Origin of the sequence: Roseovarius sp. (assembly GCF_030373445.1) — a bacterium.
In the GTDB taxonomy this organism is placed as follows: domain Bacteria; phylum Pseudomonadota; class Alphaproteobacteria; order Rhodobacterales; family Rhodobacteraceae; genus Roseovarius.
Genome location: NZ_JAUCYU010000004.1, coordinates 126,981 through 141,903 on the forward strand (window position 1 = coordinate 126,981; position 14,923 = coordinate 141,903).

At 66.3% G+C, this 14,923-nt stretch carries 12 protein-coding genes; 8 read left to right on the forward strand and 4 right to left on the reverse strand.

Translation table 11 applies throughout. The features are described 5' to 3' along the window. The first annotated feature begins 11 nt into the window (after window positions 1-11). The 8 genes from QUV18_RS09015 to QUV18_RS09050 all read left to right on the forward strand — a co-directional run bounded on the left by QUV18_RS09015 (window position 12) and on the right by QUV18_RS09050 (window position 10,765). Window positions 12-2,012, forward strand: coding sequence for a hydantoinase/oxoprolinase family protein (locus tag QUV18_RS09015; protein ID WP_300893436.1), 2,001 nt, complete (start codon window positions 12-14; stop codon window positions 2,010-2,012). A gap of 162 nt (window positions 2,013-2,174) precedes the next feature. Continuing rightward, entirely contained in the window at window positions 2,175-3,371 is a 1,197-nt protein-coding gene (locus QUV18_RS09020; protein WP_300893438.1) for a glycine C-acetyltransferase, read from the forward strand. Next, window positions 3,368-4,291: a cysteine synthase family protein gene (locus tag QUV18_RS09025; RefSeq protein ID WP_300893439.1), complete on the forward strand. Its 924-nt coding sequence runs from the start codon at window positions 3,368-3,370 to the stop codon at window positions 4,289-4,291. Before QUV18_RS09020 ends, QUV18_RS09025 begins: the two co-directional genes overlap by 4 nt. Window positions 4,292-4,307: 16 nt before the next feature. Beyond that, window positions 4,308-5,336 (forward strand): L-threonine 3-dehydrogenase, encoded by a 1,029-nt coding sequence (tdh, locus tag QUV18_RS09030; protein ID WP_300893794.1) that lies wholly within the window; start codon window positions 4,308-4,310, stop codon window positions 5,334-5,336. Window positions 5,337-5,338: 2 nt separating this feature from the next. Beyond that, entirely contained in the window at window positions 5,339-6,043 is a 705-nt protein-coding gene (locus tag QUV18_RS09035) for a hypothetical protein (RefSeq protein WP_300893440.1), read from the forward strand. Window positions 6,044-6,090: 47 nt separating this feature from the next. Continuing rightward, a complete protein-coding gene (locus QUV18_RS09040; RefSeq protein ID WP_300893442.1) occupies window positions 6,091-8,562 on the forward strand; it encodes an FAD-dependent oxidoreductase in 2,472 nt (823 codons plus the stop codon). Beyond that, window positions 8,562-9,563 carry a GlxA family transcriptional regulator gene (locus tag QUV18_RS09045; protein ID WP_300893445.1) on the forward strand — a complete coding sequence of 334 codons (1,002 nt, stop codon included), beginning with the start codon at window positions 8,562-8,564 and terminating at the stop codon, window positions 9,561-9,563. The genes QUV18_RS09040 and QUV18_RS09045 overlap by 1 nt, the downstream gene beginning before the upstream one ends. A 251-nt stretch (window positions 9,564-9,814) precedes the next feature. Next, window positions 9,815-10,765: a DMT family transporter gene (locus QUV18_RS09050; RefSeq protein ID WP_300893446.1), complete on the forward strand. Its 951-nt coding sequence runs from the start codon at window positions 9,815-9,817 to the stop codon at window positions 10,763-10,765. 9 nt (window positions 10,766-10,774) lie between these two features. Here QUV18_RS09050 and QUV18_RS09055 read toward each other — a convergent pair whose 3' ends face one another. From QUV18_RS09055 to QUV18_RS09070, 4 genes are all read right to left on the reverse strand, one after another. Then, window positions 10,775-11,956, reverse strand: a complete 1,182-nt coding sequence (locus QUV18_RS09055; protein ID WP_300893448.1) for an FAD-binding oxidoreductase — start codon at window positions 11,954-11,956, stop codon at window positions 10,775-10,777. Continuing rightward, window positions 11,953-12,768: an ABC transporter permease gene (locus QUV18_RS09060; protein ID WP_300893450.1), complete on the reverse strand. Its 816-nt coding sequence runs from the start codon at window positions 12,766-12,768 to the stop codon at window positions 11,953-11,955. The genes QUV18_RS09055 and QUV18_RS09060 overlap by 4 nt, the downstream gene beginning before the upstream one ends. Window positions 12,769-12,850: 82 nt before the next feature. Continuing rightward, window positions 12,851-13,741, reverse strand: coding sequence for an ABC transporter permease subunit (locus QUV18_RS09065; RefSeq protein WP_300893452.1), 891 nt, complete (start codon window positions 13,739-13,741; stop codon window positions 12,851-12,853). Between the two features lie 3 nt (window positions 13,742-13,744). Then, on the reverse strand, window positions 13,745-14,869 hold the full coding sequence (locus tag QUV18_RS09070; RefSeq protein ID WP_300893456.1) for an ABC transporter ATP-binding protein: 1,125 nt from the start codon (window positions 14,867-14,869) through the stop codon (window positions 13,745-13,747). Window positions 14,870-14,923 lie beyond the last annotated feature (54 nt).

Below are 14,923 nucleotides of genomic sequence, written 5' to 3' on the forward strand. Positions count from 1 at the left end.
GAGACGGGCGCATGGCGCTTTTGCTGGGGGTCGACACCGGCGGGACCTATACCGATGCCGTTCTGATCAGGGATGAGCGCGAGGTGGTGGCGAGCGCCAAGTCGCTGACCACGCGGCATGACCTGGCCGAGGGGATCGGCAAGGCGGTGGCGGCGGTTCTGGCGGAGAGCGGGGCGGATGTGGGGGAGATCGGGCTGGCCTCTCTCTCGACGACGCTGGCGACCAATGCGCTGGTCGAGGGACAGGGCGGGCGCGTGGGGCTTGTTTATATCGGGTTCCGGGAGCGCGATCTTGAGGGCCACGGGCTGCGCGAGGCCTTGGGGGGTGATCCGGCGCTGGTGATCGCGGGCGGGCACAGCCATGCAGGAGGTGAGGCGGCGAAGCTGGATGAAGCCGCGCTTTCGGCCTGGTTAGAGACTGATATGGGCGTTTCCGGCTTTGCCGTGGCGAGCCAGTTCGCGACGCGGAACCCGGCGCATGAGCTGCGCGGGGCGGAGATGATCCGGGCCGCGACGGGCAAGCCGGTGTCGTGTTCGCATCACCTGTCGGCGCGGCTGAACGGGCCGAAGCGGGCTCTGACGGCCGTGCTGAACGCGCGGCTGATCGGGATGATCACGCGGCTGATCGAGAAGGCGGAGGGCAAGCTTGTCGAGCTGGGGATCCATGCGCCGCTGATGGTGGTGCGGGGCGATGGCGCGCTGATCTCGGCGGGGCAGGCGAAGGAGCGGCCGATCGAGACGATCCTGAGCGGGCCGGCGGCGAGTATCGTGGGCGCATGCTGGATGACCGGGGAGACCGAGGCGCTGGTGTCCGACATTGGCGGGACGACGACGGATGTGGCGGTGTTGCGGGAAGGCAAGCCGGCGATCGACCCGGCGGGGGCCAGGGTCGGGCCGTGGCGGACGATGGTGGAAGCCGTGGCGATGCGGACGACGGGGCTGGGCGGGGACAGCGAAGTTCACGTGATGGACGAGGGGCTGATCGGCGGTGTGAGCCTGGGGCCGCGGCGGGTGGTGCCGGTGAGCCTGATGGCGATGGACGCGCCGGAGCTGGTGCACCGGGTGCTGGACGAGCAGTTGCGGAGCGAGACGCCCGGCGAGCATGATGCGCGGTTCGTGCGGGCGGTGCCGGGGGTGGAGGCTGGCGGTTTGCAGGCGAAGGATGCGGCGCTTCTGGAACGGATCGGTGTGGCCGTGCAGCCGCTGGGGGCGGTGCTAAAGACGCGGCTGGAGATGGCCGGGCTGATGCGGCTGGTGAAGCGGGGCTTGGTGCAGGTCTCGGGAGTGACGCCGTCGGATGCGGCGCATGTGCTGGGGCGGCAGGCGCAGTGGGATGGGGAGGCGGCCGAGAAGGCGGTGGCGCTGATCGGGCGGAAGCGGACGGGGAGTGGCAACCGGCTCAACCCCGAGCCGCTGGCGATGGCACAGATGATCATCGACCAGCTGACGCACCAGACGAGTTTGGCCTTGTTAGAGACTGCTTTTGCCGAGGAAGAGGTGGATTTCGGGCTGTCGCCGGAGGTGCTGGCGCGACACGTGCTGTTGCAGAAGGGGCTGGACCATCACCGGGGGCTGATGCGGCTGGAGGCGGGGTTGAACCTGCCGGTTGTGGGGCTGGGCGCGTCGGCGCCGGCCTATTACGGGGCGGTGGGCGAGCGGTTGTCGTGTCGGATGGTGCTTCCGGAGCATGCGGGGGTGGCGAATGCGATCGGTGCGGTCGTCGGTCGGGTGACGATCCGGCGGAGCGGGACGGTGACGAGCCCGGCGGAGGGGCGGTTCCGGGTGCACCTGGAGCGCGGGCCGGAGGATTTCAGCGATGCGGAGGCGGCGATGGCGGCCTTGCAGGGGGCACTGGAGTCGGACGCGAGGGCTGAAGCCGAGCGGGCCGGGGCGCAGGATATCCACGTGAGCGCGTCGCGGGAGATGAAGGTGGCGCAGGCGGAGGCGCGGGAGGTGTTCCTGGAGGCGGAGATCACGGTGGAGGCGAGCGGGCGTCCGCGGATCGCCGGTTAGCTTGCGGTTGACGGCGGGGTGATTGCGCGGGAAGCCTTGGGGGAGAGGCGGTGCGCCTGGATATGGAGTCGGGGGCGCTGCCCCCATCGCCGCGGGGCGGCGATTCCCCCGGGATATTTCCGGCCAGAAGATGCCCGGGGGACTGGAAAAGGAGAGCGAGCAATGCGTGCGGGCGAGAGGTTTGACGGGGATCTGGGAGAGCGGCTGGAGGAGCTGAAGGACGAGGGGCTTTACAAGACCGAGCGTGTGATCACATCGATGCAGGCGGGGGAGGTGACGCTTTCGGGCGGCAAGGAGGTGGTGAACCTTTGTGCGAACAATTACCTCGGGCTGGCGGATGATGCGCGGGTGATCGCGGCGGCGCATGACGCGCTGGACCGGTACGGGTTCGGGATGGCGAGCGTGCGGTTCATCTGCGGGACGCAGGAGGAGCACAAGCAGCTCGAGGCAAGGGTGGCGGCGTACCTGGGGATGGAGGATGCCATTCTTTATGCCGCGGCATTTGATGCGAATGCGGGTTTGTTCGAGACGATTCTGGGCCCTGAGGACGCGATCATTTCGGATGCGCTGAACCATGCGAGCATCATTGACGGGGTGCGGCTGTGCAAGGCGCAGCGGTATCGGTATGCGAATTCGGACATGGCCGACCTGGAGCGGTGTTTGCAGGAGGCGCAGGGGGCACGGCACCGGCTGATTGCCACGGATGGCGTGTTCTCGATGGACGGGTATTACGCGAAGCTGGCGGAGATTTGCGACCTGGCGGACAAGTACGACGCGATGGTGATGATCGACGATTGCCATGCGACGGGGTTCGTGGGCGAGACCGGCCGGGGGACGCATGAGCATTGCGGGGTGATGGGCCGGGTGGACATCATCACCGGGACGCTGGGCAAGGCGCTGGGGGGTGCCTCGGGCGGATTTACGGCGGCTAGTCGAGAGGTGGTGGATTGGCTGCGGCAGCGGTCGCGCCCTTACCTGTTTTCCAACACGCTGGCGCCGGTGATTGCCGGGGCGTCTTTGAAGGTGTTCGATTTGCTGGAGGATGGCGCGGCGCTCAGGGCGCAGTTGTGGGAGAACGCGGCGTATTTTCGGGAGCGGATGGGTGCGCTGGGGTTCGAATTGCTTCCGGGGGAGCATGCGATCATCCCGGTGATGCTGCGTGATCCGAAGCTGGCGCAGGAGATGGCGGCGAAGTTGAACGAGAAGGGGGTTTATGTCACCGCCTTCAGCTTCCCGGTGGTGCCGAAGGGGCAGGACCGGATCCGGACGCAGATGAGCGCGGCGCTGACGAGGGAGATGCTGGACCGGGCGATCGATGCGTTCGAGGAGGTCGGGCGCGAGCTGGGGGTGATCTCGTGAGTGGGGTTCTGCCGTCGGTGATCGGCGCGATGGAAGGCACGCCGCTGGTCGAATTGAGCCGTATCAGAGACGCATTGGGGCTTGAGGGAAGGTTGCTGGCGAAGCTGGATTACCTGTTGCCGGGGTTTTCCAAGAAGGACCGGGCGGCGAAGGCGATTGTCGAGGCGGCGCGGGAGAGCGGGGAGCTGGCCGAGGGGCAGGCGGTGGTGGAACTGACCTCGGGCAATATGGGGACCGGGCTTTCCATCGTGTGCGGGGTGCTTGGGCATCCGTTCGTGGCCGTGATGAGCGAGGGGAATTCCGAGGAGCGGGCCAGGATGATGCGGGCGCTGGGGGCCGAGGTTGTCCTGGTGCCGCAGGCGAAGGGATCGAAGCCGGGGGAGGTTTCCGGGGTGGACCTTGCGTTGGTCGAAGAGGCGGCGCAGCGGATCACGGCGGAGCGCGGGGCGTTTCGGGCGGACCAGTTTGCAAGGGAAGGCAACCCGCGGGCGCATGAGACGGGGACGGCGCCGGAGATCTGGGGGCAGTCGGAAGGGGCGGTGACGGCGTTTTGCGATTTCATCGGGTCTGGCGGCACGCTGGGCGGGGCGGCAAGGTTCTTCGGGCGGAAGGGCGTGCGGTGTTACGCGGTGGAGCCGGACCAGGCGGCGCATCCGATCCAGGGGGGCGGGTATTCGATGCCGGACCTGGTGCATCTGGATGGCGTGAGTTTGGCTGGAACAGAGACTGTTTCCGGCGCGGAGGCGGCGGAGCATGCGAGGCTTCTGGCGCGGATGGAGGGAATCTTCGGCGGGTATTCGGCCGGGGCGAACCTGGCCGCGGCGGTACGGCTTCTGAAGGGCAAGGAAAGCGGCGGCTGTGTCGCCTTCGTGGTGTGCGACAGCGGGCTCAAGTATCTCAGCACGGATTTGTGGGAGTAGCGCGATGCAGAACGAGATGAAGGCGCTGGTGAAGGCGAAACCGGAGCCGGGGCTCTGGATGGAATACGTGCCGGTGCCCGAGCCGGGGCCGGCTGACGTGCTGATCAAGGTGAAGAAATCGGCCATTTGCGGGACGGATGTGCATATCTGGAAATGGGACGAGTTCAGCGCCAAGACGGTGCCGGTGCCGATGGTGGTGGGGCACGAGTTCGTGGGCGAGATCGTCGATACCGGGGCGGCAGCGGTGAAATACCGGATCGGGCAGCGGGTTTCCGGTGAGGGGCATATCGTCTGCGGCGCCTGCCGGAATTGCCGGGCGGGGCGGGGGCACCTGTGCCGGAACACCAAGGGGGTTGGCGTGAACCGGCCGGGGAGTTTCGCCGAGTACCTGTGCATTCCGGAGAGCAATGTGGTGCCGATTCCGGAGGACATCCCGGACGAGATCGCGGCGATCTTCGACCCGTTCGGGAACGCGGTGCATACGGCGCTGAGTTTCGACCTGGTGGGCGAGGACGTGCTGGTGACGGGCGCCGGGCCGATCGGGATCATGGGGGCCCTGGTGGCGCAGAAGGTGGGCGCGCGGAAGGTGGTGATCACGGATATCAACCCCTACCGGCTGAACCTCGCGCGGAAGATGGGGGTGCAGTATGTCGTCGACGTCTCGAAGGAACAGCTTCGGGACGTGATGGACGAGATCGGCATGACCGAGGGGTTCGACGTCGGGCTCGAGATGTCTGGTGCCAGTGCCGCCATGCAGCAGATGATCTCGCGGATGAACAATGGCGGGAAGGTCGCGTTGCTGGGGATCGCGCCGACGGAGTTTCCGGTGGACTGGAACACGGTGATTTTCCGGATGCTGCATATCAAGGGCATTTACGGGCGCGAGATGTACGAGACATGGTACAAGATGATCGCGCTGGTGCAGTCGGGGCTGGATGTGACGGGCCTTATCACGCACCGGATACCGGTCGATGATTTCGAGCAGGGGTTTGACGCGATGATCTCGGGCAATTCCGGCAAGGTCGTGATGGATTGGGGAGCGTGAGGATGCGCTGGCTTGCGGTGATCCTGGGGCTGGCGGCATGGGCAGCCGGACCGGCCATGGCGACACCGCCGAGGGCGACCATGTCGGATGACAGGATGGTGGCGGCGACGCAGAGCCATCTCTACGTGCTGCGGGACGTGGTGGACAATATCGGCTCGCATTACGACGAGCTGCGGGATCAGCACCTGGTGGAAATCAGTCTCGAAACCGGGGAGGCGACGCGGTTCTGGCCGCTCAGGCGGGTGGCGGTGAGCCGGCTGGAGACGGGCGAACTGTTGAACCCCGGCATGGTGACGGAGCGGCCGGGCGAGGTACATGACATGATGGCGGTTCTGCGGGATGCCGGGGCGCAGCCCCTGTCGCCGAACGCGTGGCCCGAGGAGGGGGTGACGCTGGAGGAGGGCGCGCTGGTGCGGGACGGGGAAACGGTGCTGACGGCGTTCGGGCTGCGCGCTGCCGGGCGGGCGCAGCTTGGTATCCTGCGGGACGCCTACCCGCCAATCGAGAGCGAGGCGGAGTATCGGCGCGCGGAGCGGATCGATTTCTATGATCTTTACGCCGAGGGAGACTGGGATTGCCGGGTGCTGCCGGATCGTCAGACGCTTTTTCGGCAGGAACAGAGACTGATACTGGTGAAATTGCGCTGCGAGGATGCGGCTTTGAGCGGGGCGTGGTCGTTTCACGCGATGATCGGGGAAGACCCCTAGGAGACGGGCGCCGTGCGGTGGCGGGCATGACGGAAGGGACGAAGGCGATGAGCGATAACCTGGCGCAATCGACGCTCAACATCCAGACGGACGAAAGCGGGCGGGGCAAGCCGTTGCCGAGCCATGCCAAGGTGGTGGTGATCGGGGGCGGCGTGGTTGGCTGTTCGATCCTGTTTCACCTGAGCAAGTTCGGATGGAAGGATACGATCCTGCTGGAGCGGAACGAGCTGACGAGCGGGAGTTCGTGGCATGCGGCGGGGCAGATTCACACGATCAGCAGCGACCCGAATATCAGCCGGCTGCAGAGCTACACGATCGGGCTTTACCGGGAGATCGAGGAGCTGTCGGGGCAGTCGGTGGGGCTTCACCTGACCGGGGGCTTTTACCTGGCGTCGAACAGGACGTGGTACGATTACCTCAAGCGGGAGCGGTCGAAGGCGCGGTACATGGGGCTGGACCAGGAGTTCATCAGCCCCGATGAGGTGGCAAGGCGGCATCCGCTGATCAACCCGAAATATTACCATGCGGCGCTGTGGGACGATCAGGATGGCGATCTTGACCCGTCGGGGACGACATATGCCTTTGCCAAGGCGGCGCGGCATTACGGGGGGCAGTATTTCACCCATACGCCGGTGACGGCGACGCGGATGCGGCCCGACGGGCAGTGGGAGGTGACGACCGAGCGGGGGACGGTGATTGCCGAGCACGTGGTGAACTGTGGCGGGCTGTGGGCCCGCGAGGTGGGGCATATGGCGGGGCTGCACCTGCCGGTGCAGCCGATGGAGCACCATTACCTGCTGACCGACCGGATCGAGGAGGTGGCGACGTTCGGATCGCGCCTGCCCTGCGGGTTCGATTACGAGGCGAACCTGTATTTCCGGCAGGAGCGGGACGGGATGCTTCTGGGCACCTACGAGCCGGTGGGCGTGCCGTGGAAGGTGGAGGGCACGCCGTGGGATTTCGGGCATGAGCTGTTGCAGCCGAACCTGGAGCATATCGCGGACCGGCTGGAGCTTGGGTTCGAGCGGATCCCGGCGCTGGGCAATGCGGGGATCAAGGATGCGATCAACGGGCCGTTCACCTTTGGCCCGGATGGCAACCCGATGATCGGGCCGGTGCCGGGGATGCGGAATTACTGGTGTGCCGTGGGGGTGATGGCCGGGTTCTGCCAGGGCGGCGGGGTTGGCCTGACGCTGGCGGAATGGATGATCGACGGGGAGCCGTCGATTGACGTCTGGGCGATGGACGTGGCGCGGTTCGGCGACTGGGCGAGCCCGGATTGGGGCACGGTGAAGTCGACCGAGAATTACGAGCGGCGCTTTGTGATGACCTTCCCGAACGAGACCCTGCCGAAGGGGCGGCGGCAGCAGACGACGGCGCTTTATGATCGGCTGATCGCCAAGGGGGCGGTGATGGGGCAATCGTTCGGGCTGGAGAATGCGCTGTGGTTCGCGGACGGGCCGGAGGATGCGCATGAGACGCCGACGTTCGAGCGGAACCGGTCGTTCGACTATGTCGCCCGGGAGGTGAAGGCGGTGCAGGAGGGGGTGGCCGGGATCGAGATCGCCAATTTCGCCAAGCACAGGGTCGCCGGGCCGGGGGCAAGGGACTGGCTGAACCGGGTGATGGCGGGGCGTATTCCGAAACCGGGGAGGATCAGCCTGACGCCGATGCTGACGGAGAAGGGGCGGCTTTATGGGGACCTGACGGTGGCTTGCCTGGGCGAGGAGGAGTTCATGCTGTTCGGGTCGGGCGCGATGCAGGATGCGCATGGGCGGTTCTGGGCGAGGACGTTGCCGGAGAGCGTGGTTCACGAGAACCAGACGGCGGAGTGGCACGGGATTGCGCTGTCGGGGCCGAAATCGCGCGAGTTGCTGGGGCGGATCACGCGGGAGGAGGTAAGCGCGGAGGCGTTGAAGTTCCGGGATACGCGGAAGACGTTTGTTAGCGGCGTGCCGGTGATCCTGAACCGGATCAGCTTCTCGGGTGAGCTGGGGTACGAAATTTATTGCCGGCCGCAGTACCTGATCCGGTTGAGCGAGGCGATCGAGGTGGCCGGGGCCGACCTGGGCTATCGCTGGTACGGGGCAAGGGCGTTGATGAGCCTCAGGCTCGAGAAGGGCTGGGGCGCGTGGGGGCTGGAGTTCCGGCCGGATTTCAACGCGGTCGAGAGCGGCATGGATGGCTTTATCGACTGGACGAAGGAGTTCTCCGGCAAGGCGGCGACGGAGAAGGTGAAGGCGGAAGGCGTTGACCGGAAGCTGGTGACGCTGGTGGTCGACACGCCGATTGACGTGACGCTGGACGAGGCGGTGCTGAAGGATGGCGCGGCCGTGGGGTATATCACGTCGGGCGGCTATGCGCATCGCGTGGGCAAGTCGATGGCGATGGCCTATGTGGGCGCCGAACATGCGGTGCCGGGGACGGTGCTCGAGGTGGAGATCCTGGGCGAGATCTACGCGGCGCATGTGCAGGGCGGGCCGGTTTACGATGCGGACGGGGCGAAGATGAGGTCGTGATGGCGGGCGTGAGCGCCCCGGAAGACAGGCCGAAGCGCTATGTTTTCCTGCTGATTCCCGGCTTCTCGATGCTGGGATTCACCTGTGCGCTGGAGGCGCTGACGCTGGCCAACCGGCACGCGGGCGGGCGGACGTTCTACACCTGGAAACTGGTGAGTGCCGATGGCGGGGAGGCGGCGGCCTGGAACGGGGTGACGGTGCAGGTGGATGACGGGCTGTGCGAGCTGCGGCGGGACGACACGCTGGTGGTTTGTGCCGGGGAGGACGTGGCGGCGGGGAGCACGAAAGCGGTCCTGGCGTGGCTCAGGCGGGAGACGCGGAAGGGGCTGAGTTTCGGGTCGCTGTCGAGCGGGGCCTATACGCTGGCGCTGGCCGGGCTGATCGCGGGGAAGCGGATTTCGACCCATTGGGAGTACAAGACCGCGCTGGTCGAGGCGCTGCCAAGGGTGAGCATCGAGGACAAGATCTTCTCGGTCGACGGGCGGGTGTTTTCCTGTGCCGGGGGCGCGTCGTCGATGGATTTGATGCTGCATCTGATCCACGAGGATTACGGGCAGGAGATTTCGGACTGGGTGGCGGAGCAGATGGTCTATACCGCGCCACGCGATCACAGCCAGTCGCAGCGTATCCCGGTGCAGGACCGGACCGGCGTGCGCGACCGCAAGCTGGCGCTGGCGGTGGAGACGATGCGCAACAATGTCGAGGAGCCGCTGGTCCCGGACGAGGTGGCGGACGCGGTGGGCGTGTCGACGCGGCAGCTGGAGCGGTTGTTCGCGAAGCACCTGGGGACCTCGCCGGGGAAATACTACCTGTCGCTGCGGCTGGAGCGGGCAAGGCAGGTGTTGCGGCAGACCGAGTTGTCGGTGGCGGAGGTGAGCGTGTTGTGCGGGTTCGTGAGCCCCTCGCATTTCTCGCGCAGCTACAATGCGGCGTTCGGCGTGACGCCCGGCAAGGAGGCGGGCGGGCGCAAGCTGTTGTGGGCGGCGGAGGGCGGCGGGTAGGCGGCGCGCCTTCCGGGCGCATCCGGTTGGTTTGCGTTCGGGCCACGCAGGCCTTTAGGGGCCAGCCCCTCAAACTCCCCGGGATATTTCGGGCCAGAAGAAACACGGCCGCAGGTCCCCGCTTCTTCTGGCGTGAAATATCCCCGCCGGAGGCATCCGACAGCGAGGCAGGCGGCGCATGGCGGGGTTGCGCGCGGCGGAGTTGACCTTTGGGCGGCGGCGGGCCAATCAGGGGGCAAGGAGATGCGCCGATGGCCCCGTTCAAGGGCATTGCCCTCAAGCTATGTGCCGTGTTGCTGTTCATCGTCATGTCGGCGCTGATCAAGGCGACGGCCGACCACGTGCCGCCGGGCGAGGCGGTGTTCTTTCGCTCGCTCTTTGCCATTCCGGTGATCCTGATCTGGCTGGCGGTGCGTCGGGACCTGGCGACCGGGTTGAAAGTGAAATCGCCCATGGCGCATTTCTGGCGCGGCGTGGTGGGGACCACGGCGATGGCGCTGATGTTTGCCGGGCTGGGGCTGTTGCCGCTGCCGGAGGTGACGGCGCTGGGCTATACCGCGCCGCTGCTGGTGGTGGTGTTCGCGGCGATGTTCCTTGACGAGAAGGTAGGTGTGTTCCGGATCGGCGCCGTGGCGCTGGGGCTTGTCGGCGTGCTGATCGTGCTGGCGCCGCGGCTGACGACGCTCTCCGGGCCGACGGTGCAGACGGCGGAAGCGGTGGGCGCGGTGCTGGTGCTGTTGGGGGCGACCTGTGCGGCGCTGGCGCAAATCTACATCCGCAAGCTGGTGCAGACCGAGCAGACCAGCGCGATCGTGTTCTATTTCTCGATGACCTCGACCATCCTGTCGCTGGTGACGATGCTGATCGGGTTCGCCATGCCCGGCACGCCCTTCGCGTGGGTCATGCCGGAGGGGCGGGAGGCGGTGCTGCTGGTGCTGGCCGGGCTGATCGGGGGGCTGGCGCAGATCTTCATCACCTCGGCCTATCGCTTTGCCGATGCGAGCGTGATCGCGCCGTTCGACTATGCCTCGATGCTGTTTGCCATCGTGATCGGCTATGTCATTTTCGACGAGGTGCCGACGCGGCCGATGCTTCTGGGCGCGGCGCTGGTGATCCTGGCCGGGATCATCATCATCCTGCGGGAGCGGCACCTGGGTCTTCAGCGCGGGAAGGCGCGGGAGGCGAAGACGCCGCAGGGCTGAGCCGCGGCATCAGAGGTCGTGCAGGGCGTATTGCAGGTAGGCCGGCCGCATGAGAAGGCGGCGGAAGCGGCCGAGCGGGAAACGGCGGGGCGTGTGGCTCATGGGCGCGGGGTAGGGTGTGGATGGTGTCCTGCCCTGCACCAGGTCGGCGAGGATCGTGCCCGAGTAGCTGCCCATCGAGACGCCGTTGCCGTGGTAGGCGAAGGCCGCGAAGCCCCCCTCCATGCCGGGGATCGGGCCGGCATAGGGCAGCAGGTCGCGGGAGATGCAGACGAAGCCGGACCAGTAATGGGGCGTTTCGACATGGCGCCAGGCCGGGAACATGGCGTCGAAATCGGCGCGGATCTTCTTCTGGATCGTGGCTTCGGTGGCGTCTGTGTGGCTGAGCCCGGGGTAGCGTGAGGCCATCCACGAGGGCAGGTTGTCAGAGCTGTAGCCGTTGGTGGCGATGATGAATTTCTTCGCCCGGACGGTACCAGACGCGGTGTGGAGGCGGTAGCCGTCGGCGCGGGGTTCGATGCCGGTGACGGCGGAGTGGCCGTGGATGGCGGCACCGGCGTCGCGGGCGGCATGGGCAAGGCCGCGCGCGTATTTGCGGGGGTTGAGGGCGAAGCCGAGCGGGTTGGTCACCGCGCCGTGGAAGGGACCGTTGAGGCCGGACTGGGCCAGTTCCTCGGGCGGGATGATGGTGGGCTCGACGCCGTAGAGTTCCTTGATCTGGCCGGCGCGTTTGCGCATGTGTTCGAAATCTTTCGGCCGGTGGGCGAGCATGGTTTCGCCGTCGGAATGGCGGTCGACATCGAGGTCGAGCCGGTCGACGAGCCGGCCCACGGTTTCGACGGCGGCGCGTTCGGCGCGGGCGTAGTCGAGCATTTCGGACTGGCCGAATTTCTTCGCGATCTCGTCATGGCTGGCCTTGGCGCCGCCGAGGCAGTTGAAGCCGCCATTGCGGCCCGAGGCGCCCCAGAACGGGTGCTGGGCGTCGAGCACGGTGACGCCCACGCCGGCCTCGGCGAGGTGAAGGGCGGCGGAGAGGCCGGTGAAGCCGGCGCCGACGATGGCGACATCGGTGGTGGTGTCGCCGTCGAGGGCGGGCCAGTCGCCGGGGGCGACGGTGTCGGCCCACCAGCAATCGCGGATCGGCGAGGGGCCGTAGGCCTTGGGTTCCCAGATGCGGGCAAGATCGGTCATGTGCGTAAGGCTGCCTGTTCGTCGGCCCGCTGGCGCAGGGTGGCGCGCTTGGAGATCAGCGAGGCGGTGATGACGCCGACCGCGACGATCGCGATCAGGATGGTGGACAGCGCGTTGATTTCCGGGCTGACCCCAAGGCGGATCGACGACCAGATCTTGATCGGCAGGGTGGTGGAGGAGGGGCCGGCGGTGAAGGAGGCGATCACGAGGTCGTCGAGCGACAGGGTGAAGGCCAACAGCCAGCCGGAGATGACGGCGGGGGCGATGATCGGCAGGGTGACGAGGCGGAACGCCTCGGCGGCGGTGCAGCCGAGGTCGAGCGCCGCTTCCTCGAGCGAGCGGTCGAAGCTGACCAATCGGGAGGAGACGACGACCGAGACGTAGCACATCGAGAAGGTGGTATGGGCGAGGATGATGGTGAACACCCCGCGGTCGAGCCCTATGCCGATGAAGAGCAGGAGGAGCGAGAGGCCGGTGATGACCTCGGGCATGACGAGGGGGGCGTAGATCATGCCGGAGAAGAGCGTGCGGCCGGCGAAACGGCCGGCGCGGACGAGGACATAGGCCGCCATGGTGCCGAGGACGGTGGCGATGGTGGAGCTGACGACGGCAACCTGAAGCGTGACCCAGGCGGCGTCGAGGAAAGCCACGTTGCCGAGGAGTTCGCCGTACCAGCGGGTCGAGAAGCCCGCCCAGACGGTGACGAGCTTGGAGGCGTTGAAGCTGTAGATCACGAGGATGACCATCGGCAGGTAGAGGAAGGCGAAGCCGAGGGTCATGGAAGTGGCGTTGAACCAGGTGAGGCGTCTCATGCGGTGGCCTCCGGGTGGGGGGCGATTTCTTGAAAAGAAATCTGTTCGAAATCTTTTGAAGATTTCGGGGCGGTGGCGTGGGTCATTGGTCGGCCTCCCGCTGTTTCTGTTCGTTGCGCTGGAAGAGGATGATCGGGATGATCAGTATCAGCAGCAGGATGACGGCCACGGCCGAGGCGACGGGCCAGTCGCGGTTGTTGAAGAATTCCTCCCACAGGACCTTGCCGATCATCAGCGTACGTGAGCCGCCGAGCAGCGAGGGGATGACGAATTCGCCGATCGTGGGGATGAAGACGAGGAAGCAGCCGGCGATAATGCCGTTCTTCGACAGCGGCACGGTGACCAGCCAGAAGGCCGAGATGCGGGAACAGCCGAGGTCTTCGGCCGCTTCGAGAAGCGAGCCGTCGAGCCGTTCGAGCGCCGCGTAGATCGGCAGGATCATGAAGGGCAGGTAGGTGTAGACGATGCCGATATAGACGGCGGTGTTGGTGTTGAGGATGGTCAGCGGTGTCGAGATCACGCCGATGCCGAGGAGGAACTGGTTGAGATAGCCCTCGGTCGACAGGATCCCCATCCAGGAATAGACGCGGATCAGGAAGCTTGTCCAGAAGGGGAGGATCACCAGCATCATCAGGGTCGGGCGCCAGTGATCGGGGGCATTGGCCATGCCGTAGGCGATGGGGTAGCCGACGCAGAGGGTGAGGAAGGTGGCGATGGCCGCGATCTTGACGGAGGAGAGGTAGGCCTTCCAGTAGAGATCGTCGGTGGTGAGGAATTCGAAGTTTTCGAGGTCGAGGGCGGCGAAGAAGTCTTTCACGCCCTGCCATCCGGTCGAGAGGTCGAGCGTGGGGGTGTAGGGCGGGATGGCGAGGGCGATGTCCGACAGGCTGATCTTGAGGACGATCAGGAAGGGCACGAGGAACAGCGCCAGAAGCCAGAGATACGGGACGAGGATGAGGGCGGCGCGGCGCATCTCTCAGCGCTCCAGCAGCACGCCGGCGGTGTCGGACCAGCTGAGGTAGACGTCGTCTTCCCACGTGAAGGGCCGGTGGGCGAGGCGGCGGGTGTTGGCGGTTTGCGCCTTGACGATTTTGCCGTTGGCGAGCTTGACGTGGTAGGTCGAGATGTTGCCCAGGTAAGCGATGTCGTGGATCTTGCCTTGCAGGATGTTGCGGCGGTCGGCGGGTTTTTCGGCTGAAATAGAGACTTTTTCCGGCCGGATGGCGATGTGGCAGGACTGGCCGTTGGCGAGCTGCTTGTCGGTCTGGCAATAGAGTGTCGGCTGGCCCTCGGCGAAGTCGATCTCGTAGCCGTTATCGACCTTCGTGGCGGTGCCGTCGATGATCGTGACCTCGCCGATGAAGTCGGCGACGTAGACGGAGTTGGGCTGTTCGTAGATCTTGGCGGGGATGTCGGCCTGCACGATGCGGCCGTGATCCATCACCGCGACCCGGGAGGCGACGGTCATCGCCTCTTCCTGATCGTGGGTGACGATGACGAAGGTGGTGCCTGTCTTCTCCTGGATGTCCATCAGTTCGAACTGGGTGTCCTGGCGCAGCTTGGCGTCGAGGGCGCCGAGCGGTTCGTCGAGGAGGAGGAGTTTCGGCGCCTTGGCGAGGGAGCGGGCGAGGGCGACGCGCTGGCGCTGGCCGCCGGAAATCTGGTGGGGTTTGCGGCGGGCGAACTGTTCGAGCCGCGTGAGCTTGAGCATTTCGGCGACGCGGGATTCGATCTCGTCCTTCGGGCGCCGGTCGCGCTTGAGGCCGAAGGCGATGTTTTCCCAGACGGAGAGGTGGGGGAAGAGCGCGTAGGACTGGAACATCATGTTCACGGCGCGCTTGTTGGGCGGGATGGGCGCAATATCCTGACCGCCAAGGAGGATGGTGCCCTCGGTCGGGGTCTCGAAGCCGGCGAGCATGCGCATCATCGTGGTCTTGCCACAGCCCGAGGGGCCGAGAAGGGCGAAGAATTCACGCTCGTAGATGTCGAAGGACTGGTTGTCGATGGCGGTGAAGTCGCCGAAGCGCTTGCTGACGTTCCTGAACTGGATCAGCGGCTTGGCGTCCGGGTCGTTCCACGGCTCGAAAACGGTCTGCCCCATGCCTGTTCCCCGATTATGCGTGTGGATTGGGGCCCGCGCGGGTGGTCGCGCGGG